At 57.2% G+C, this 21273-nt stretch carries 21 protein-coding genes; 1 reads left to right on the top strand and 20 read right to left on the bottom strand.

All coding sequences use genetic code 11. The annotated features are described in order from the left end of the window. Window positions 1–50: 50 nt before the first annotated feature. From MOMUL_RS11590 to MOMUL_RS11520, 15 genes are all read right to left on the bottom strand, one after another. Window positions 51–866, bottom strand: a complete 816-nt coding sequence (locus MOMUL_RS11590; RefSeq protein WP_269085212.1) for a transketolase — start codon at window positions 864–866, stop codon at window positions 51–53. Window positions 867–871: 5 nt separating this feature from the next. Then, a complete protein-coding gene (locus MOMUL_RS11585) occupies window positions 872–1720 on the bottom strand; it encodes a YitT family protein (protein WP_407937693.1) in 849 nt (282 codons plus the stop codon). Window positions 1721–1811: 91 nt separating this feature from the next. Further along, on the bottom strand, window positions 1812–2063 hold the full coding sequence (locus tag MOMUL_RS11580; protein ID WP_062285097.1) for a 4Fe-4S binding protein: 252 nt from the start codon (window positions 2061–2063) through the stop codon (window positions 1812–1814). Window positions 2064–2114: 51 nt separating this feature from the next. Beyond that, window positions 2115–3779, bottom strand: coding sequence for an ABC1 kinase family protein (locus MOMUL_RS11575; RefSeq protein WP_062285096.1), 1665 nt, complete (start codon window positions 3777–3779; stop codon window positions 2115–2117). A 62-nt stretch (window positions 3780–3841) separates the two neighbouring features. Then, window positions 3842–4513, bottom strand: coding sequence for a LexA family transcriptional regulator (locus tag MOMUL_RS11570; RefSeq protein ID WP_062285094.1), 672 nt, complete (start codon window positions 4511–4513; stop codon window positions 3842–3844). A 42-nt stretch (window positions 4514–4555) separates the two neighbouring features. Beyond that, a complete protein-coding gene (locus MOMUL_RS11565; protein WP_062285092.1) occupies window positions 4556–5947 on the bottom strand; it encodes a radical SAM protein in 1392 nt (463 codons plus the stop codon). Between the two features lie 151 nt (window positions 5948–6098). Then, window positions 6099–7206 (bottom strand): peptide chain release factor 2 gene (gene prfB / locus MOMUL_RS11560; protein WP_153018379.1). Its coding sequence is split into 2 segments (ribosomal slippage): window positions 6099–7136 and window positions 7138–7206, totalling 1107 coding nucleotides; the frame shifts between segments, so codons are not numbered across the junction. 295 nt (window positions 7207–7501) lie between these two features. Continuing rightward, on the bottom strand, window positions 7502–10189 hold the full coding sequence (gene secA, locus MOMUL_RS11555; protein WP_062285089.1) for a preprotein translocase subunit SecA: 2688 nt from the start codon (window positions 10187–10189) through the stop codon (window positions 7502–7504). 128 nt (window positions 10190–10317) lie between these two features. After that, window positions 10318–11007, bottom strand: coding sequence for a hypothetical protein (locus tag MOMUL_RS11550; protein WP_062285087.1), 690 nt, complete (start codon window positions 11005–11007; stop codon window positions 10318–10320). Window positions 11008–11160: 153 nt separating this feature from the next. Continuing rightward, on the bottom strand, window positions 11161–11685 hold the full coding sequence (gene hpf, locus MOMUL_RS11545) for a ribosome hibernation-promoting factor, HPF/YfiA family (protein WP_062285128.1): 525 nt from the start codon (window positions 11683–11685) through the stop codon (window positions 11161–11163). Window positions 11686–11803: 118 nt separating this feature from the next. Next, entirely contained in the window at window positions 11804–12001 is a 198-nt protein-coding gene (locus MOMUL_RS11540; RefSeq protein WP_054936189.1) for a cold shock domain-containing protein, read from the bottom strand. 278 nt (window positions 12002–12279) lie between these two features. Next, window positions 12280–13005: a ComF family protein gene (locus MOMUL_RS11535; protein ID WP_062285085.1), complete on the bottom strand. Its 726-nt coding sequence runs from the start codon at window positions 13003–13005 to the stop codon at window positions 12280–12282. Between the two features lie 13 nt (window positions 13006–13018). After that, window positions 13019–14821, bottom strand: coding sequence for a helicase-related protein (locus MOMUL_RS11530; protein WP_062285084.1), 1803 nt, complete (start codon window positions 14819–14821; stop codon window positions 13019–13021). An 81-nt stretch (window positions 14822–14902) separates the two neighbouring features. Then, entirely contained in the window at window positions 14903–15973 is a 1071-nt protein-coding gene (locus MOMUL_RS11525) for a GGDEF domain-containing protein (protein WP_062285082.1), read from the bottom strand. 71 nt (window positions 15974–16044) lie between these two features. After that, window positions 16045–16482, bottom strand: a complete 438-nt coding sequence (locus tag MOMUL_RS11520) for a hypothetical protein (protein WP_153018378.1) — start codon at window positions 16480–16482, stop codon at window positions 16045–16047. A gap of 55 nt (window positions 16483–16537) precedes the next feature. On the opposite strand from MOMUL_RS11520, the gene MOMUL_RS16690 reads away from it, so the two are divergent. After that, the gene (locus MOMUL_RS16690) at window positions 16538–16702 is read left to right on the top strand and encodes a hypothetical protein (RefSeq protein WP_156272821.1); all 165 of its coding nucleotides are present in this window, start codon (window positions 16538–16540) and stop codon (window positions 16700–16702) included. Here MOMUL_RS16690 and MOMUL_RS11515 read toward each other — a convergent pair. The 5 genes from MOMUL_RS11515 to fabZ all read right to left on the bottom strand — a co-directional run bounded on the left by MOMUL_RS11515 (window position 16692) and on the right by fabZ (window position 21268). Continuing rightward, window positions 16692–18107 carry a phosphoglucomutase/phosphomannomutase family protein gene (locus MOMUL_RS11515; protein WP_062285078.1) on the bottom strand — a complete coding sequence of 472 codons (1416 nt, stop codon included), beginning with the start codon at window positions 18105–18107 and terminating at the stop codon, window positions 16692–16694. The two genes, MOMUL_RS16690 and MOMUL_RS11515, sit on opposite strands and share 11 nt — an antisense overlap. A gap of 19 nt (window positions 18108–18126) precedes the next feature. Further along, window positions 18127–18888, bottom strand: coding sequence for a DUF421 domain-containing protein (locus MOMUL_RS11510; protein WP_062285075.1), 762 nt, complete (start codon window positions 18886–18888; stop codon window positions 18127–18129). Window positions 18889–19171: 283 nt separating this feature from the next. Further along, entirely contained in the window at window positions 19172–19405 is a 234-nt protein-coding gene (locus tag MOMUL_RS11505) for a hypothetical protein (protein ID WP_062285074.1), read from the bottom strand. Window positions 19406–19421: 16 nt separating this feature from the next. Beyond that, a complete protein-coding gene (locus MOMUL_RS11500; RefSeq protein ID WP_062285072.1) occupies window positions 19422–20471 on the bottom strand; it encodes a glycosyltransferase family 4 protein in 1050 nt (349 codons plus the stop codon). 365 nt (window positions 20472–20836) lie between these two features. Continuing rightward, window positions 20837–21268, bottom strand: coding sequence for a 3-hydroxyacyl-ACP dehydratase FabZ (fabZ, locus tag MOMUL_RS11495; RefSeq protein ID WP_062285070.1), 432 nt, complete (start codon window positions 21266–21268; stop codon window positions 20837–20839). Window positions 21269–21273 lie beyond the last annotated feature (5 nt).

Below are 21273 nucleotides of genomic sequence, written 5' to 3'. Positions count from 1 at the left end.
TCAGCCTGCATTTTCATAGTTCGCCGGCAAGTATTAGCATTGGGGCAGCGTTATGCCAGCTCGGCCAGGGCTTTTTCGACTTCTTCGGGCTTGGGGGCTTTGCCGTGCCAGCCGGCCTCGTTTTCCATGAAACTGACCCCTTTGCCCTTGATGGTTTCGGCGATAATTACCGCCGGTTTGCCCTTTACTTGCCGCGCCCATTCCAGGGCGGCCAGGATCTGGCCGAAATCATGGCCGTCAATGGTCCTTGTCTCCCAGCCGAAGGCACGGAATTTATCGGCCACCGGCTCCGGCGACATGACGTCTTCTACCCGGCCGTCAATCTGGAGATGGTTGTGATCGACAATGGCCGTCAGGTTGTCCAGGCGATAGTGGGCGGCGGCCATGGCCCCTTCCCAGACCATGCCTTCTTCCAGCTCGCCGTCGCCCAGGAGGACATAGACGTGGTAATCCCGCCCGTCCAGGCGGCCGGCCAGGGCCATGCCGTTGGCTACTGCCAGGCCGTGGCCGAGGGAACCGGTGGAAACTTCAACCCCAGGCAGGGCTTTACGGTCCGGGTGGCCCTGCAGGGGACTCCCTAACTGCCGCAGGGTTGTGATCTTTTCTACCGGAAAAAAGCCCCGCTCCGCCAGGGCGGCGTAAAGGACCGGGGCGGCATGGCCCTTGGAAAGGACAAACCGGTCCCGTTCCGGCCAGTCCGGGCGGGCCGGGTCCAGGCGCATGACTTTAAAATAGAGGGCCGTCATAATTTCTACCGCCGATAAAGACCCCCCGGGGTGGCCGGAACCGGCGGCACCAACCATCCTGATGATGTGCTGCCGCAGCCGCCGCGCCGTTGCCGTTAACTCTGGAAAATCTGCTGTCAAACCCATCATCTCCTCCACTGGCGAAAACCTTCGCCCAGAACTTCATGGATATTGCTTACAATAACAAAGGCCCCCGGGTCAATGGCCGCCACCAGGCTTTTCAGGCGGCTGACCTCGGACCGCTGCACCACCACCAGTAAAACTTCCCGTTCCTTGCCCGTATAAAGGCCGCGGCCGGCCAGGCCAGTTACGCCGCGATCCAGCTGCTCCATTACCTGCCGGGCTATTGCTCCGGCATGGTCGGAAATTATGATAGCTGCCTTGGCATAGCCGCCGCCCTCCTGGATGGCATCAATGGCCCGGCTGGTTAAAATCAGGGCCAGGAGGGCATACAGGGCCAGTTCCACATTAAAGGTGAGACCCGCCAGGCTGATTACCATGGCGTCAACCAGGAGCAGGCCCACCCCGGAGCTTATATGGAGAAAATGGCCAAATAGGAGGGCCGCCAGGTCGGTACCACCGGTGCTCCCGCCGGAGCGGAAAACAACTCCCAGCCCCACACCGCTCATGAGGCCGCCGTAAATAGAGGCCAGCAGGGCATTGGTCGTGGGCGCATGGAGCCACAGGGTGAGGGTATCGGTAAATACGGAAAGTATAATGGTACCGTAGAGAGTCTTGAGGCCAAAATTCCAGCCCAGGACTTTCAGGCCGGCCAGGAAAAGGGGGATATTGAGGACCAGCATGGTCAGGCCCACCGGCCAGCCGAAGACATAATGGAGAACCGTGGCCAGGCCGCTGACGCCGCCGGCGGCAATTTTATTGGGTACCAGGAAAAGGACCAGTCCCAGGGCAGTGATCAGGGTGCCGGCTGTAATACCAATGTAATCATACCATTCTTTACGCCGCAAAATCACCTACCCCCCTGGAACGTTATTCCTTTTCGCCAGAAAAAGCTATTTTCCTGCCTGGCCACAGTAGTTTTGCCATTTTTATACCCTCGCCTGCTCACTCCTGCCAGATAATGGCCTGGGCCGGGCAAACCTCCCGGCAGCAGCCGCAAGCATCACAGTCAGCCGTTATCCGATAAAAAGCGGCCGGACTGCCAGAGGAACCGGCCCTATCCCCCTCAGGAACGACGCCATTTAAGGAATTACTACCACCACTATGGGTCCTGCCGTCCTCCACGATGGCCTGCCGGGGGCAAACCACCGTACAATCGCCGCAGGCAATGCAGGCATTGGTTATTTTGTAAGGCATGGCAATCCCCCGCTTTTTACCTCCATTGTTCGCCTTAACAGGAGACATTATTCAATCACGGCCACCCCGCCACATGGCCGCCAGCAGCCACAAAAGCATTAAACCGGCAGCTCCAAAACCGATCTCCAGGGTGGGCAGGCGGAAGAAGAGGCTGTTACCCGGCGCTCCCAGGGCCGTACTGATAATCAGGCTGGCCATGATGATGCTAAAGGCCAGGAGGACTACGCTCATGGTTAGTTTATTAATAATCCGGTCAATCTGCCGCACCAGGGAGCGTAAATTGAGGAGTTCAATTTTAAGGGTTAATTCTCCCCTTTCCAGCATTTCCACAATATGCTGGAGCTGGCGGGGCAGGTGCTGTAAAATCTCCCAGGTCAAAGACAGGTTATCAACCAGGGCCTGCCAGAGGGCCCCGGCACTGAAGCGCCGGCGTAAGAGTTCCCGGCCATAGGGCTCGGCCAGCTCGGCCAGCTCCAGGGTGGGGTCCAATTCCCGGGTCAGACCTTCCAGGGTAATGAGGGTCTTGGCCAGCATAGTTAGTTCCGGCGGCAGGCGTAAACGATATTTAAAGGCCAGCTGCAGCAGCTCTTCAACGGCCCGGCCCAGGCTGATCTGGCTTAAAGGGAGGTGGTAATAGCGATCGCGCAGGATTTCAATGTCATGCTTCAAGGCAGCCCTATTCACCCCGTCCGGCACCACGCCCATGGCCAGAAGGGTCCGCAGGACATCCTGGCTGCGCCGGCGGATGATGCCCAGCATCAGGTTGACAAACTGCTCCTGGCGCTCCTCGCTTAAAACCCCCATCAGGCCAAAGTCCATAAAGACAATCACTTCCCCCGGCAGTACCGCCAGGTTCCCAGGGTGGGGATCGCCGTGGAAAAAGCCATCCACCAGGACCTGCTGGTAAATGGCCCGGGCCAGATTGATGGCTATCCGCCGGCGGTCATAACCCCGCCGGTCTATTTCTTCCAGGTCGTTTAGTTTTACCGCCTCTACATATTCCTGGGTCAGCACCCGCACAGTGGTATAATCCCAGTAAACGGCCGGAATATAGACCTGGGCGTTGCCGGCCAGGTTTTCCCGCAGGCGATCGGCATAGCGGCCTTCCCGGGTATAATCCAGTTCTCCCTCCATAGCCCGGGCAAATTCTTCTACCATCCGGGTGAAGTCATAGATCTGGCCGTAAGCCGTATGGCGCTGGGCCAGGCGGGCCAGGTCGAAGAGAATTTCCAGGTCCACCCGCACCTGTTCTGCTATGCCCGGCCGCTGGACCTTGACGATGACCTGGTCGCCCTCAGGCAGGGTGGCCCGGTGTACCTGGCCAATGGAGGCGGCCGCCAGGGGCTCGGGATCAAATTCGTGAAAGAGCTGTTCCAGGGGCTGGCCCAGCTCCTTTTCTACCGTCTGTTTAACTTCAGCGAAGGGAAAGGGCGGCACCCGGTCCTGGAGGCGGGCCAGCTCAGCAATGATCTCCGGCGGCAAAAGGTCGGGACGGGTGCTCAAAATTTGCCCCAGCTTGATAAAGGTAGGACCCAGTTCGGCCAGGGCCAGGCGCAGGCGCGCTCCCGGAGATATGGGGGCTTCCCGCCGCGGTCGCCTTAAGATTAGCTCGCCCAGCCCCAGCTGGTCAAGGAGATAGCCAAAACCATAGCGGGCCAGGACATTCACTACCTGGCGGTAACGGTGCAGGTGGACATAACGGCGCCGCAGGGACATAGGCTTAAGCCTCCATTTAGTTTAAAAAAGCCCGGGCTGATACAGCACCGGGCTTTTGCCTTTTAACTGGCCCGTTCCAGGGCTTCATGAAGAAAATCCAGCAACAATTTGTGCTCGCCACCGGTTAAATTTTCGATTTGCTCCTGGAGGTAGTTCAAATAACCGGCCAGCTGTCCGGCCAGTTTCCCCTGGGGCAGCATATTGGCGGCCAGGCCCCAGCCCGTACCCGTCGCCAGGAGCAGGCCGGCCTCCGGCCGCGGCGCTTTTTTGAGGGCACTGCGCACCAGCTGTAGGGCCTTTTCCCCCAGGGATTTTAAATACACCAGCAGGATAGTCAGGGTGTAGGCGCTGGTAATTACCGGGTGGGCCTTGCCGGGCATCTCTTCTAACAGTTCCCGCGCCACCCGGCCGGCCTCCCGGGGTAAGAGATTACTTAAGGTTTCCAGCAACCTGGAGCGGGCCTCCTGCCAGTCGAGGGCAAAGGTAGCATGACTTTCGGCCAGGGGTGTGGGAACAAACATAATCATGGAGCGGCCCGGCGTTTTTTCGTTACTGTTGACGACATACTGCCGTTCCAGGAAACCTTCCTTCTCCAGTTCCAGCAAGACATCGTAGGCTGTCCACTTGCTGACCTTCAGGGCTTCAGCTACGGTAATATAATGGACAGGCTCCCCGGTTTCCTGGTAGATTTCCCTGATCCTATCCAGGAACTGGGACCGGCGTCTGGTAAGCATAGGCGTCCCTCTCCCATAACTTGCTACCCCCAGCATATCCTTTTATTTCCCGGCTGTCAATTCTTTTTCTGCCTCCACCGGATGGCGTTCCTGCCAGATTCTATCGGCAACTTCGGCCCAGCGGGCGGCATTGGTATCCAGGTAGGCGCCAATGGGTCCGCTTAAGGCCGTTTCCGCCCCCGGGTGGGTAGGCCTGGCCCCTGTTGCGGCAATGATCTCCCTTAAGGCTCCGGGAACGTCAATTAAGGGGCAGGGCCGCAGCAGATTATCGCTGAAGGGCTGGCGCTGCTGGTAGGCCCGGAAGAGGGGCGACTGGAGCACCTCCATTAAACTTTTCTCTTTGATATTTTCCAGAGAGAAGTGGATAAAGGCGCAGGGTTCCACGGCCCCGCTGGCGGTAATATGGAAGTAGCGGCGGCCACCAGCGATGCAGCCCAGGGTCAGCTCGCCGTCATTCCAGAAATCGGCCAGCTGCAGGCCTTTGTGGTTGCGGATATAGGCCACGCGCTCCACCAGGTAGGCCCGCTGTTCGGGAGTGATCATGAGCTCGGGTTTGGGTTCCCGGCCAATGGGAATGTAGTGGAAACTCCAGCCGTAAACAACACCCTTCTCCAGCAGGAAATCAATAAAGGCATCGCTGGTCACTTCCTCGACGTTTTCCCGGGTAATGGTAATAGAAACGCCGAAAACCAGGCCTCGTTCCCTTAAGGCGTCCATGGCCTTCATGACCCGGTCAAAGACGCCTTTACCCCGGCGGGCGTCGGTGCGTTCCCGCCACCCTTCCAGGCTGATGGCCGGCGTAATGTTGCCCACTTCCACCAGGCGGTCGGCGACAGCGTCATCTATTAGCGTACCGTTAGTGTAGAGCATGAAGGCCATATCCGGGTGCCTTTCTGCCAGTTCAAAGAGGTGGGGCCAGCGGAAGGGTTCGCCCCCAGACATGGCCAGCCAGTAGATGCCCACTTCTTTGGCTTCCCGGCAGAGGCGGTCCACCAGGTCCAGTTCCAGGCTGTCATGGTGGGCATACTCCCCGGCCCAGCAGCCGTGGCAGCGCAGGTTGCAATCACTGGTGGGGTCCAGGAGGAAAAAGTTGGGGATATGGACACCAGTCTCCTTTTCCACCTGCTGCTGGCGGGGGATACCCAGGAGCATAGCGTTGACGAACCAGTTGTAAATGAGGCGCTGCTTGACATTGGGGTGCAGGTTAAAAAGGCGGTTCACATAGGCGTGGATACTTGGGTTTTGCCGGTAAGCCTCCAGGACTTTGGCGATCTGCTGCTTATGTACCTCTTTCCGGGCCAGCATCCGGGCCACATGTAAGAGGCGGGGGAAATTCTCTTCTGGATTTTTTTCCATGTAATTGAATGCTTCCCGTAAAACTTTCTCGGCCACGTATCTCTTGGCCAGGTCCAGGTTGGCACGCACGGCGACCATTACTTAACCCCTCTCCTTTCCTGATGCAGTTTCCTTTAGCAATGCCCAGAAACCCAAATATTATACCCAAAAGACCCAAATGACCCAATTTCATCGTACACTAAACCTCCCGCCATGTCAAGGTAAAAGCCCGGCTTTAAAAGCCGGGCTTTTAACCATTCTGGCGCCGCTGCCAATGTAAATAGGCGTGGATAAAGGGATCAAGCTGGCCATCCATGACAGCCTGGATGTTGCCTGTTTCTACCTCGGTACGGTGATCCTTTACCAGGCTGTAGGGGTGAAAGACGTAGGAACGAATCTGGTTCCCCCAGGCTATCTCCCGCTGCTCACCCCGGATCCGGGCCAACTCCTCCTCCTGCTCCTGGCGTTTCAGGGCCGCCAGCTTGGCCTGGAGAATTTTCATGGCTGCAAGACGGTTGGCGTGCTGGGAACGCTCGTTCTGGCAGGTAACAACTATGCCAGTAGGCAGGTGGGTAATGCGCACCGCCGAATCTGTCTTGTTAACGTGCTGGCCACCGGCACCCTGGGAGCGAAAGGTATCGATCTTTAAATCGTCGGGATTAATGACCACTTCCTCATCGGCCGTCACCTCGGGGATAACGTCGACGGAGGCGAAGGAAGTATGCCGGCGACCGGCGGCGTCAAAGGGCGAAATCCGCACCAGGCGGTGGACACCCTTCTCGGCCTGCAGGTAGCCGTAAGCATTCTCGCCTTTGACGAGGATGGTGGCGCTTTTAATCCCCGCCTCCTCCCCTTCCAGGTAGTCCAGGAGTTCCACCTGGTAACCATGATCTTCGGCCCAGCGGTTGTACATCCTGAGGAGCATGGCGGCCCAGTCTTGGGATTCCGTGCCCCCGGCGCCGGGGTGCAGGGAAAGGATGGCATTGTGGCTGTCATAGCGGCCGTTCAAAAGGGTGGCCAGAAGCTCTTTTTCTACCCGGCCTTCCACGGCCGCCAGTTCTTTGGCGATCTCTTCCTCCAGGGAAGTATCTTCTTCGGCCAGGGCCAGCTGCCAGAGTTCACAGACGTCGGTGTATTTTCTCTCCAGTTCCTGGTACCGGGCCAATTTTTCTTTAAGGTAGTTGAGGCGTTTCCCCACAGCCTCGGCCCGTCCCCGGTCTTCCCAGAAGCCGGGTTTAAGCATCTCTTTTTCCAGGCGCTCTATTTCTGCCGTTGCTGCTTCCAGGTCAAAGGGAAACCCTCAATTCTTCCAGCCGCCGGGCTAAATCCTCCAGGCGGCCTTTATAGTCCTGTAGCATGGTAAAATCACTCCCCAAAAATAGCTTCTTTGCTGGCTAGCTTTGTTTTCGCTCGCTCCCTGACCCTCGCGGAGCGGCCTAAGGCTCAGCCTTCGGCTCAGGCGGGGTTCCCGGCCTATTCGGCATCCTTGCCTCAGAGGCCGGCCGAAGGCCTCGCTGTCCTCGGCCCCGCCCTCGCTCTCCGGCACAGCCTGCGGCCGCTTTGCCACTCGGGCCAAGTCGCTCGCTCCAAACTAAAGCTAGCCCTAATTTTCATTGTTCCTAACGTAGGCATTAGCTCTATAAAAGTTTACCCTTACTTTCCCGCCCCGCAGCACTTTTTGTATTTTTTGCCGCTGCCGCAGGGGCAGGGGTCGTTGCGGCCGATCTTTTGCTCCCGGCGCACCGGTTGCCGCGGCCCTGTTTCTTCCCCGGCGTAGCGGTTTTCCACCACCTGGCGGGGACGTTCGGCCTCGGGTTGGACAACCTTGACGCGGTAGAGATAGCGCACGACGTCTTCCTGGATGGAGGCGATCATGTCGTTAAACATCTGGTAGGCCTCAAACTTGTAGGCTACCAGGGGATCCTGCTGGCCGTAGGCCCGGAGGCCGATGCCGTGGCGCAGCTGGTCCATGGCGTCCAGGTGATCCATCCACTTGATGTCCACTACCCGCAAGAGAACCAGGCGCTCAATGGCGCGTAAATTATCGGGCCCCAGCTCGGCTTCCCGCTGCTGGTAGGCTTCCAGGGCCTTTTCCCTCAAGAAGCCATAGACCTCTTCCTTTTCCATTTCCCGGATGGCCTGGATTAAAGCTTCCCGGTCGCAATTGGGTAAAAAGAGCTGTTCAGCATAGTCCAGCATCCCGGCCAGGTCCCACTCTTCGGGGTACTTGCTCTCGCCGGCAAAGCGGTCGACGGTCCGGTCCACGACGGTGTTAATCATGTCTTCAATGGTCGGCCGCAGGTCCGCCCCGGTCAACACCTCCCGCCGCTGGCGGTAGATAATCTCCCGCTGCTGGTTCATGACGTCGTCATATTCCAGGACGTGCTTGCGGATGTCGAAGTTATGGGCCTCCACCTTTTTCTGGGCCTGCTCCAGGGAACGGGACACCAGCGGGTGATCGATGGGTGTCGTGTCATCCATCCCCAGGCGGTCGAGAATCCCGGTTAAACTCTCGGACCCGAAGAGGCGCATTAAATCGTCTTCCAGGGAGACGTAGAAGCGGCTAGAGCCCGGGTCGCCCTGGCGGCCGGCGCGCCCGCGCAGCTGGTTGTCAATGCGCCGGCTCTCATGGCGCTCAGTGCCGATTATGTGGAGACCACCCAGGGCTACCACCTTTTCCCGTTCGGCTTCTGTCTCCTTTTGGGCCTGGGCCAGGAACTCCTGGTAGGCCCGGCGGGCCGCCTCTACCTCCGGGTCCTCTCCTTCCACTTTAAACCCGGTTGCCGCGGCAATCAGTTCCGGGCTAAAACCGGCCTTCCGCATCCTTTCTTTAGCCAGGGCCTCCGGGTTACCTCCCAGGATGATATCGGTACCGCGGCCGGCCATGTTGGTGGCAATGGTCACCGCGCCCAGCCGGCCGGCCTGGGCAATAATCTCGGCTTCCTTTTCATGGTACTTGGCGTTCAGTACCTGGTGGGGTATGCCCCGCTTTTTTAGCATCTCGCTCAGGCGTTCTGATTTTTCAATAGAAATGGTACCCACCAGCACAGGCTGCCCTTTAGCGTGCCGCTCGCAGATCTCGTTTACTACCGCCTCGAATTTACCCTTTTCCGTCCGGTAGACGACATCAGGGTAATCCTTGCGGATCATAGGCTTGTTGGTGGGAATTACCACCACATCCAGGTGGTAAATTTTCCGGAACTCCTCTTCCTCCGTGGCTGCCGTCCCCGTCATGCCGGCGAGTTTACGGTACATCCGGAAGTAATTCTGGAAGGTAATGGTCGCCAGGGTCTGGGACTCCCGTTCAATCTTGACGCCTTCCTTGGCTTCAATGGCCTGGTGCAGGCCCTCGCTGTAGCGCCGGCCGAACATGAGGCGCCCGGTAAATTCATCGACGATAATTACCTGGCCGTCCTTGACGACGTAGTCCCGGTCCCTTTTCATCAGGGTATGGGCTTTGAGGGCCTGGTTGACGTGGTGGGAAAGCTCGATATTGGCATCGTCGTAGAGGTTGTCCACCCCCAGCATTTCTTCCACCCTGGCCACCCCGGCTTCCGTCAGGGTGGCTACTTTGGCCTTTTCATCCACAGTATAATCTATCCCCGGCCTTAAGCGGGGAATAATCCTGGCCACGGTATAATACATTTCCGTCGGCTTTTCGGCCATACCGGAAATAATGAGGGGAGTACGGGCCTCGTCGATTAAAATGCTGTCCACCTCGTCGACAATGGCATAATTTAGCTCCCGCTGGACCATCTCCTCAGGATGCAGGGCCATATTGTCCCGCAGGTAGTCAAAACCGAACTCGTTGTTGGTGCCATAGGTTATATCGGCGGCATAGGCTTCCCGCCTGGCGGCCGCATCAAGGCCATGAACAATCAGGCCCACCTTTAACCCTAGGAAGCGGTAAATCCGGCCCATCCACTCGCTGTCCCGCCGGGCCAGGTAGTCGTTCACGGTAACAATATGCACCCCCTGTCCGGTAAGGGCGTTGAGGTAGGCCGGCAGGGTGGCCACCAGGGTTTTTCCTTCACCGGTTTTCATTTCGGCAATGCGGCCCTGGTGGAGGACAATCCCCCCCATGAGCTGGACGTCAAAGTGACGCTGCCCCAGGACCCGCCGCGAGGTTTCCCTGACCACGGCAAAGGCCTCCGGCAACAGTTCATCCAGGCTTTCCCCGTTATCCAGGCGGCGGCGAAACTCGGCCGTTTTGGCCTGGAGGTCGCTGTCCCGCAGGGCCTGTATTTCCGGTTCCAGGGCGTTGATGGCCTCGACCTGGCGGCTTAATTTTTTTATATCCCGGGCATTATCATCAAGCAGATTACGCAATATTCCCAGCATTGCTTTATCACCTCAATATAAAAGGAACCGTACCGGTTCCTTTCCTTAAAAGGATAAACCTTATCGCCTATATTTTAACACGAATCAGGGCCAGGAGCAATTGAGGTTTGGCCTTGCCTTTAGAATTTTTACCCTGCTGACCCGTATACACAGGAGCGACAGTTAAGGGCTCTAAGGACGGCCTGAGCGGCAGCCTGGCGGTCATCACCTTTAACCAGGGCCACACCGGCCAGGTATTCGTATCCTTCCCGGCTGACTAAAACAATAACGCAGAGGGCGGCCCGGCGGTGAGCTACTTCCACCAGCACCAGGTCTTCCAGGGCCAGGTTCCAGATGCCGCAGCTATATTTTTCAACGGCATTCAGGGTAGCATCTGCCACCAGCCAGAGATGGCGCTCCGGCGTATTGGGCCCGCAGGCATACCCCTGGTAAATAGTACCACTAAGGCCGGCTTCCAGTTCGACGGTAGCTTCGGCCTCCAGGCCCCGGGTATAGAGGTTAAGGCTCACCAGGCGCAGGGGCATACAGGTGGACCGGTAAAGGGCCTTATCTTCAGCCACTTCTCCCGTTAACTCCTGCCCCTGTACCTGGACCACGCTGATCTTTTTATGGTCAACAGTAATTCCCAGTTGAATAAGAAGGGCCGATTCCACGTCGCGGACAATTTGCTTGGGATTACGGTTACTACCGGCCATGATATGTATTTCGCTGATACTCCCATCAGGAGCTGTTACTAACCGCGCCCCCAGGACATCTTTTATCTGGCAGATTACCTTTTCATAATCGGCAACCCCCGGTTCCCGTTTCGACTCCGGCAACCCCCTCACCTTTCTCTCTTATTTTTTGGTCTATATTCGCGGGCGGGGGAAAAATTCCCTGCTAAAAGGGATAAAATAAGGGCAAAAAAAGAGAGATATGGGTGGATTACAACCAATTTCTCCCAATATCTCCTAATATCTTTAGTTGTTGTATTAATATTCCGGCTCAATTAAACCGTAGTTACCATCCCGGCGGCGGTAAAGGACGTTAACCTCTTCCGTTTCCGCATTGGAAAAGACAAAGAAATTATGTCCCAGCAAGTTCATTTGCAGGATAGCTTCTTCCACCGGCATGGGCTTGATGGGAAAACGCTTGGTCCTGATTAATTTCGGTTCCGGAGTGTCTTCTTCAAGATTGCCGGCAACCAGTTCCTTTAAGGTGCCGTTCTTCAGCTTCCTGGCCAGTTTGGTTTTATATTTTTCAATTTGCTTTTCCAGCTTTTCTACTACCAGGTCAACAGACCCGTACATGTCACCGGTGGCCTCTTCCCCCCGCAGCAGGTAGCCGTTGAGGGGAATGGTCACTTCGACAATATGGGAGTCACGATTAACAGATAGATTAACCTGGACCTCATCCACTCCTTCCAGGTACCGTTCAATTTTGCTCAACCTTTTTTCTATATATTGTTTTAAAGCATCGGTTACCGGAAGGTTTTTGCCGCGGATGATGATTTCCATCCCTTTAAAGCACTCCTTTCTGGTCCGTTTATATATTATTCCCCACAGGAGGGCAAATTCCTGCCTCCTGCCCTTTAAAATACCAGCAAGGCCCCGGCACAAGCCGGGGCCTGGTAGGCTACAGTTTAATCACATTTGCTGCCTGGGGACCGCGAGGTCCTTCGACAATGTCAAATTCCACCGCCTGGCCCTCAGCCAGGGTTTTAAAACCTTCACCCTGGATGGCGGAGAAGTGCACGAAGACGTCCTTGCCGTCTTCCTTTTCAATAAAACCGTAACCCTTCTCCGGGCTAAACCATTTAACCTTGCCCAACATCTTGTCAACATTCCTCCTAAAATATTCTCCCTTGAGGCCGGGAGCACCCTCAAGCAATTCCATCTTAACATGGTTAAAGTTGGCTGTCAAATCATTCTCAAACAGAATTTGCCATATTTTGGATGTCGAAACCTGCCTTCGTAAGCTTGTTTTTTAATCCCCAAACCTGTGGATAAAGTGGATAACCCTGTTAATAAGTTGCAATCCCTGCTTTGTAACTGTGGATGGAAATGTGGAAGGCCTAAAATTTTGTCGATACGGGTATTCGCTATGGCTGTTTATGGTGAAAAGCAGGGAAGATTTTCGATGCCCGTTGCCAGGGTAATTACAGCCACACCAGCCGCTCCGGCAGCCAGCAGGGCATTGGTACAGGCGCTGGCCGTTGCCCCGGTGGTCAGGACATCGTCCACCAGGAGCAAACGGCGCCCTGTTATTTTACCCGGTGCTGTTACCTGGAAAGCGCCGCCTAAATTCTGCCACCTGGAGCGCCGGGAAAGGTTGACCTGGGGCGCCGTTTCCCTGACCCTGAACATTACCTCACCATTCACCGGGAGGCCCAGTTCCTGCCCCAGGGCCAGGGCCAGGAGTTCAGCCTGGTTAAAGGTTCGCACCCGCAGGCGGGTGCTGGTGAGGGGGACCGGGATTACCAGGTCGGGACGCCCCGGCCCCAATTCCCTGACAACTACCCCGGCTAAAAGGCGTCCCAGGGGGTTAGCCAGGGAGCGGCGGCCCTGGTACTTGAGGGCCCAGATCATTTCTTTTAATAACCCCTGGTAAGGGCCCACGGCACGGGCTTTGTAGAAGGGAGGCAATTCCTCCCGGCACTGGCTGCATACTGCCTGCTTCCCCAGGGGCAGGAGGCGGCCGCAGTAAAGGCAGGGATGGTAGTGCTGCTGCCAGGCCTGGAGCTGCTGCCGGCAGCTGGTACAAAAGAACCCCTGGTGCACCGGCCGGCCGCACCAGGCACAGGCTTTACCCCGGGGAAAAAGCCAGGAGAGAAGCATAACGCGCCCCCTCTCACTTCTCCCTTACCAGCAAGTATCCCCGCCGGCGGGCGAGATCGTTAAATTCCTGGATCTGGCGTCGGGCCCCGGCCATGGCCGGGCTGATACGGCTGGCCAGAAACCATACCCGGCCGCTGGGGTAGGCCGGCGAACGCCCGGCCCGCCCGGCCATCTGGATCAGGGTATTGGCGGTAAAAACCCTTTCTTCATCGGCATAGAGGACCAGGACATTGAGGCGGGGAATGGTAATCCCCCGCTCCATAACAGTAGTCGTTACCAGCACGGGAAACTCCTCCCGGCGAAAGGCGGCGATAATTTCATCCCGCCGGGGGTGGGCGGCAAAACAACCCTGTACCCAGGGCCGGTTTGGGTCCGGTCCCGGCCGTTCCTGTAAGAGCCAGGCAACTACTTCCTCCACCAGTTTAACAGCCGGGACAAAGATAATGAGCTGGACCTCTTCCGCCAGGGTCAGGTCCAAACAATTAACCAGGGAGCGGGGGAGGCGCTTTGCGCCTGGCCGGCTTAAAAAAGGGTCCCGGAGGATCTCCGGTACCGGTAGGGGATGGCCGTGGTGCCTGGCCGGCAGGTAAATTACCTTTACCTGCCGGCGCCTCAGCCGGGCTACCAGCCCGGGCGGCGGGGTAGCCGTAAGAAACAGGGTCTGGCCGTCTTCCCGGCGGGCCCTGGCAACCGCATAATAAAGCATGGGGTCTTCGGACAGGGGAAAGGCATCGACTTCATCCAGGATTACCAGGTCAAAACGGCGGTAAAAACGCAGGGCCTGGTGAGTGGTAGCCAGGATAAGGTCTGCCGCGCCAAATTTACTGGGACTGCCGCCATAAAGGGCCAGGATACGGAGATGCGGCCAGGCAGAGGTTAACCGTACCTCTAGCTCCCGGATCACCTCCCGGCGGGGGCAGGCATAAAGTACGTTTCTACCCCGGCTTAAAGCGGCGGCAATAGCCCCGCAGGCCACTTCCGTTTTACCGGCACCGCAGGCGGCCCAGAGTAAACACTCCTTTTCCTTCCCCTGGAAAACAAAGCTTTCTGCTTCCCGGTAGGCGTCCACCTGGGCCGGTGTCAAGGCAAAGTTGAGCCGGGGACGGGTATCCAAGGTTGGCCTTCCCCGGGCGGCCTGAGCCTGGCAGGGGCGGGCATAGAGAGGCCGGCAACTGCGGGCCTGCCCCATGGCCAGGCACCCTTCACACACCAGGCAGTCCCCACTCCCGCAGGCCGCGCAGGCTACCTTTAATAACCTGGAGGCCTGGCCACAACGCCGGCAGCGGGGCTCACCATTGGAGTCATAACCAACTCCCGGCAGGAGAGTTACCTCCCCTGCCAGGTAGAGCCAGTGGAGGAGGTCTTCCAGGGGGGTATTCACGGCCCCTTTATGTTCCGCCAGGGCCAGGGCTATTTCTTCCCGCCAGAGGATCCGGCCCGCCAGGTTTTTTTGCACCAGGGCCAGCTCTGCTGCCGCCGGCGCCGGCCTGGGTTCGGGCAGGGTGTTAGCCGGAGCTCCCCACGGCGGTAGGCCTAATTTTAACCGGCCCCTGTTTACCAGGGCGGCAGCCTGCTGGAGCGGGGGTTCTCCTTTTAAAGGCAGGCGGCGCTGCAGCCAGTCGCATAAAAAAGCCGCCGTACCCAGGGGTAATGGCGGTGTTAACAACGAAAACTGCCGGTAGCCGCGCTGCAGCCAGAAGGTACGGTCGAGGCCCGGGTTATGGCTGATCCCTACCCGGCCAGACCGGTCTCCCCAGACCAGGTACACAAACCCCTGCCAGCAAAAAACCGGGGCATAACTCCCCGCCACCGTCATGGCCGGCCCTCCCTCGAAAATAACCTCAGGTGACTCCGAAAATAGCTTTGTCACAGGCTGGCATTGTCTGGCTAGCCAGGGTTACGGCCCGGAATCAGCCTTGAGCAGCCGGTACGGGCATACGCTGTTGCGCCCCGTGGTCTTGGCCTGGTAAAGGGCCAGATCGGCCCGGGAGACCAGTTCCTCCTTATGGACTCCATCTTCCGGCCAGACAGCCATCCCGGTGCTTATCGTCAGGTGGACAGGCGGCCCTCCCCGGTTGAAGGTGTGTTCGGCTACGGCCCGGCGTATTCTTTCCGCCACCTGGAGGGCTCCCCGGTAGTCGGTACCGGGCAAAATAATGGCGAATTCTTCCCCGCCGAAACGGGTGACAACATCTTGTTCCCGGGTGTGTTCTTTCAAGATGGCCGCTATCTCCGTCAGCACGCGGTTACCAACCAGGTGGCCGTAAGAGTCGTTGATTTCTTTGAAATGATCAATATCCACCATTAAAACAGCCAGGGACCGCAGCTGGTGCTGGGGACTTAACAACCGCTCCAGGCTCTGCTCAAAATAGCGATAATTAAAAACCCCGGTCAGGCCGTCGGTCACGGCCATTAACTCCACAGCAGCCAGCTGGGAACGGGAGCGTTTATATTCACGACGCCAGTGGTCCACCTCGGCCTGGAGGGAAGATACCTTAAGGGCTTCAGTGAGTATTTTGAGCCAGGCGCGAAAGCAAAAGCCTGCTAGGGCAATCCAGCCTCCCCAGAGGGCCAGGGAATGACTGTTTAATGGCAGCCCAGCCTTAATATACCAGCACAGCCCAAGAAATAGAACCATCACCAGGCCTGCAGCAACAACCTGCTTCTGGCCCAGGTAAAGGGGCACCAGGAGGGGCAAAAGCAGCAAAAAAGGAAAAAAAGAGGTACCCGGCCCGCCCCCAACAAATAACCAGCTGCCGGCCAGGACGAGGTTGACTCCCAGGAGGAAGAACTGCCCCCGCCGGCTCCTAAAAAAGGTTCTGGTTACCAGCACCAGGCCATTAATTATACTCCAGCTTAAACCCCACCAGACAGCCGGGCCCGGTGGACCTGCGAGGGTTAAAAATACCCCCCCTGCGGCCAGGGTTAATCCTGCCACCCACCCCTCCCGGCTGCGCCCTTCGTCCATGAATCCGCTCTCCTTAAACTTGACTCTTGCAGTCTATTTCGCCACGAGGGTTATTTTTTCCTTCCGTCAATTTATTTTTTTAGGCAGGTCCGGTAGATCCTGGTCCAGGCAGAGTTAAAATCTTGTTCTGTCCGAATATCTAAAAAATGCGCCTGCCGCCCGCCAGCACCAGCCGTAAATTCCCTCGTTAAAAGCGCTTCTTCCCGGGCGTAAATTACCCGGAAAAAGGGATAGGGATAAAAAAAATGGCGCAAGATAGCAAGGGTCTCCTTTGCCTGAGCATCGGTAATTACCACTAACCTCCATGGCGAACCGTACCAGTAGCACCACCACCAAAACCGGCGCAAGAGACCTTCTAGAAATTTTTCCTGGTTACCCACCAGGAGGGCCAGGCAGGGATACTCTAAGGTTAATTCTTTTTGCCGCCACCAGAACCACCCATAAACCAGGGCCAGGGAAGCAACAGCTGCCAGCAAGATTACTGGTGCCTGGTAGCCCACGTCACTCACCCCCTGCTCCATCCTATGCAACGGGGGTTGTCTAAGGTGAAAGGAGGTGACACAGATGCCAGCCGCCAGCGATGCCTGCCTGCGTTGCGGCGCTTCTTTAAGCTTTATGGAGCGCCTGGGCCTGGAAAATGCCATTGAAGTTCCCGGTAAAGGGGCATTATGTCCCAGCTGTTACCGGGAACTTTCGGCCGACGAGTATGCCAGATACTTTAAATCTTAAGGGCGGAAATTATGTCTTTCTGGAGGAGATGGAGGCGCTCGTCACCGGGTGCCTCCACATATAAACGCAGGAGAGGTTCCGTGCCGGATGGGCGGAGCAAGACCCAGCTGCTGTCAGCCAGGAGGAATTTAACCCCGTCAACTGCCAGGCGCCCGGTCACCGGGACGCCGGCAATTTTGGCCGGGGTAAAATCCGGCAGTTCCTTTAAAACCCGCGCTTTGACATCCGGGGCCACCTTGAGGTCCAGCCGCCGGCTGACCAGCCGGCCGTGGCGCTCCTGTAAATCCGCCAGGATACTTTTAAGGCTGCGTCCCTGGACGGCCCGGAGCTCGGCGACCAGGGCCGTGGCCAGGATGCCGTCCTTTTCCGGGATGTGGCCGCGGATACTCAATCCCCCGCTCTCCTCGCCCCCCAGGATACAATCATGCTTCCTCAGGGCCTCGCCGATATATTTAAATCCAACCGGGGTTTCAATAACTTTCAGGCCATGGGCCGCGGCCAGGCGATCCAGGTTATGGGTGGTAGCTACCGTCCGGGCTACCGGTCCCCGGTATTGCCGGTGGAAGAGCAGGTGAGCCAGGACCAGGTAAAGGATTTCATTGGCCGTAAGGTAAGTGCCGTCCCGGTCGACAACGCCGAAGCGGTCGGCATCGCCGTCGAGGGCCAGCCCCAGGTCGGCTCCCGTTTCCCGGACCTGCCAGGCCAGCTCGCTTAAGCCGCGGGCGCTGGGATCCGGCAGGGAACCGCCGAAAAGGGGGTCACGGTAGTTATGCAGGGTATGTACCTGGCAGCCGGCCCGCTGCAAAAATTCATCCAGGTAGTCGATCCCGGCGCCATAAAGGGGATCGACGACAATTTTTAACCTGGCCTGCTTGATGGCTGCCACATCAACTAAACCCTGCAGGTACTCCAGGTAGGCTTCCCGGGGGTCCAGTTCCTTTACCAGCCCCCTTTGCCGGGCCTCAGCCAGTTCCAGGCGTTTAATAGTACCCCCTTCCATTACAGCCGTTATTTCTTTTTCAATGGCTTCCGTAATGGCCGGCACGGCCGGCCCGGCATAATCGGGTATAAATTTGAGCCCGGAGTAAGCAGGAGGATTATGGCTGGCTGTAAGCATTAATGCTCCTAATGCCCCATACTTTTTAATAGCCCAGGCCGTTACCGGCGTTGGTACCGCCCGGGAAGGCAGGTAAACGGTAAAGCCGTTGCCCGTCAATACTTCGGCAACTGCAGCGGCAAACTCCGGGGCCAGGAAACGGTTATCATAACCGATAACGACTTCCCCCGGCCCTTTCTCGCCCTGCAAGTAATTGGCGACGGCCTGGGTAACCAGGCGGACATTGGCAAAAGTAAATTCCTCGGCAATGATGGCCCGCCATCCATCGGTGCCAAATTTGATGGTCATTACAACCACCTCCGTGTAGTTAAGGCCTATCCTGTTCTTCCTTCTCCTGCTTCACCGGGCTTTCCGGGGCGTCGGTAATATCCACCGGGTTGATGATGTCGTCTTCTTTCAAATTGACATACAGGGAGCCGTCGCTCCTTAAAACGGCATAGTCAACCTGGCTGATATCCTGGACCCCCTGAGCCTGGAGCTGCTGGATGAGCCACTTTTCATCCAGGTTATTTTGCTTCAGGTTCTGGAAGAGGATCTCCCCATCCATAACCAGTTCTGTAGTTACCCCCTCGTACTGGGTCGGCAGCTGGAGATCGGCCGGTGTCAGGGGGCGTTTCTGGGATTTCAGCAAAACGCTCAGGTCGCCGTCAGGCTCCAGAATAGCATATTCAACATCGGCAATATCAAATACATTTTTCTGCCGCAACTGCATAGCCAGCTCATCAAAATTATACCGCATTTTTTTCATATTTCCTTCCAAGATTTTACCGTTATGCACGACTACAGTAGGTTCGCCCGAAATAAGCTTGCGGGCCGGCCGGCTGACCAGAACGGCATAACCGGCCACCCAGGTAAGAAAGGCAAAAAGGGTAAGGCCCAGGAAGTGCATCCCTGTACGCCTGGGTTCGATGTCGGTGGCCAGCACGGCAGCTATACTGCCAAAGGTGATGCCGTTAATGTACTCAAAAAAAGTCAGCTGGCCGATCTGTTGCTTGCCGAGAATCCGGGTGTAGATCAGGATGGCCGCAAAGGCCAGGATGGTCTGGAGAAATACCTCGAGGTACTCCACGAATTGAACCCCCTAACTTAAGTAAGTTTAAAGTAATTCTCGCTTGTGGAGATAAAAAAGGAGGCCAATGCCGGCCACGATAAAAGCCAGGATTAAGAGCGCCTCAATAAGCAAGTCGTTCATCTGCATTCCCCCGTTACTCCAAGACTTCATTTCCGTATTATTTCCCAATAAGCTCCATAAATGCAAAAAGGCCGCAGTTAAAAACTGCAGCCCGGACCTTCAATCCATCAGGCCGGCTTTTTTTTCGTTCGTTCCCAACAAAAGCCAGTGTGTACCGCTCCTACCGCACCAGGTTATTTACCCGTTGTTGCAAGGCGGCCAGGCGTTGCTGCGCCCGTTCGATTTCTTGCTGCAGTGGTACCAGGCGGCTGTCGACGGCTTCCTGGACGTAGCTGCGGGTAACCACCGGGTCGGCCTGCAGCCCGGCCGTAGGGGCCGTCGCACCCGCGCTGCCCGCCAGGCCCAGGGCAAAAGCCAGGAGGAGAATAACAACGAGTAAATAGTAGTTGCGCACAGCCATCACCTCGTCCCTACAGTATGTGCAAAGAATTGTGCCGGGCTTTAACCCTGGTAAGATGCCTTCTGCCAAGAATTCCTAGTTTATCGCAGCCCACCAGGATTATTACTGCCAGGCCCACCAGGATAAGCATGCCCTGATCCGTGGCCAGCCTGGTAAGGAGCACGGCACTACCCCCCAGGCAGGCATCCACCAGGTAGATGACACCGACGGCCTGACGCTGGGTTAAACCCTGGGCCAGCAGGCGGTGATGCAGGTGGCCTTTGTCGGGGGCAAAGATGGGCCGGTGGTTGAGAAAGCGCCGGATAATGGCCAGGGTGGTGTCCAGGATGGGCAAACCTAAGATGACTACCGGCACAAACAGGGAAACCACTGTCGCGCTCTTGGTCAGGCCGATGGTAGCCAGGGCCGCCAGGTTGAAGCCCAAAAACATGGAGCCGCTGTCGCCCATGAAAATCCGTGCCGGGTGAAAGTTAAAGGGCAGAAAGCCCAGCACACTGGCCGCCAGGGCCAGGGAAAGAAGGGCTACAACCACTTCCCCGTTAAGCCAGGCCACCACGGCAATGGTCACGGCAGCGATAAAGGAAGTCCCGGCGGCCAGGCCATCCAGGCCGTCCACCAGGTTTAAAGCATTGGTAACGCCTACTACCCAAAAAATAGTTACGGGAATGGCCAGTTTGCCCAGGATAAAAAGCCCGTCAAAGGGGTTGGTGAGAAATTCCACCCGCACGCCGAAGGCTACCAGGATGGCTGCGGCGACAATTTGACCCATTAATTTCAGCCTGGGACTTATATTTTTAATATCATCGACCAGCCCCACCAGCATGATAAAGGTACCGCCCAGCAAGAGGCCCAGGTACTTATCTTCATGGTAACCGAATAAGTAAAAGGCCGCCAGGAAGCCGGCGTAGATGGCCACACCTCCCAGCCGGGGCATGAGAGTACGGTGAACTTTACGCTCATCGGGTTTATCGACAGCCCCCAGGCGGGGCGCCACCCGGCAAAGTACAGGTGTAAGCCAAAAACTAATTACCCCCGCTAGAGCAAGGGCCAGGATATTCACCGGCGGTTCCTCCTCCGAAAATAACTCTATCGCAGGCGGGCATTGTCTCGCTCGCCCCGAAGCCCTTGTGGAGCGGCCAGCACTCACTAAACTCAGGTACCTCCAAAGGTAGTGCGACTGCATAAACCGAAGAACTGGTTGCTGTAATTTGGTTACTGTGAGTGCTGGGCAGCCTATTCGGCATCCTTACCTCAGAGGCCGGGCAAAGGTCTCTCTGTCCTTGGCCCCGCTTATCATCCCTCGGCTTCGCCCGGGCTGCTTCGCCACGCGGTAAAAGCTCGCTTCCGACAAATGCCAGCCAGGCATTTTCATGCCCTCGCTGGTGGCGGCTCATCACCATGAGGGGTTCCTCCGACATAGCTCCCCTACTCTATCCTGTCGCCCACGGCAAAGAGCAGCTCGCCTTCAGCCGCCAGCTCTTCCCCCACCCAGGCGCGGCCGTAGCCTTTACCCGCCCGGCCCTTCAGTTTGATAATCTCCGTCTCCAGCCGTAAAACATCGCCGGGGACTACCTGGCGGCGGAAACGAACCCTGTCCATGCCGCCAAAAAGGACCACCCGCCCCTGGAATTCGGGGAGGCTCAAAAGGGCCACCGCCCCGACCTGAGCCAGAGCTTCCATGATTAAGACTCCCGGCATCACCGGCTGCCCGGGAAAATGGCCGCTAAAATACCATTCGTTGCCGCTGACGTTTTTTTGTCCTACGGCCCGCCGGCCTGCCTCTACTGCCAGCATCCGGTCAACCAGCAAAAATGGATAGCGATGGGGTAACACTTTCTGAATGGCGGTCAAGTCCATGACGT

The sequence above is a fragment of the Moorella mulderi DSM 14980 genome (genome assembly GCF_001594015.1).
GTDB classification, from domain to species: domain Bacteria; phylum Bacillota; class DSM-521; order Neomoorellales; family Neomoorellaceae; genus Neomoorella; species Neomoorella mulderi.
This window is presented reverse-complemented; position numbering and strand designations above follow the sequence as displayed.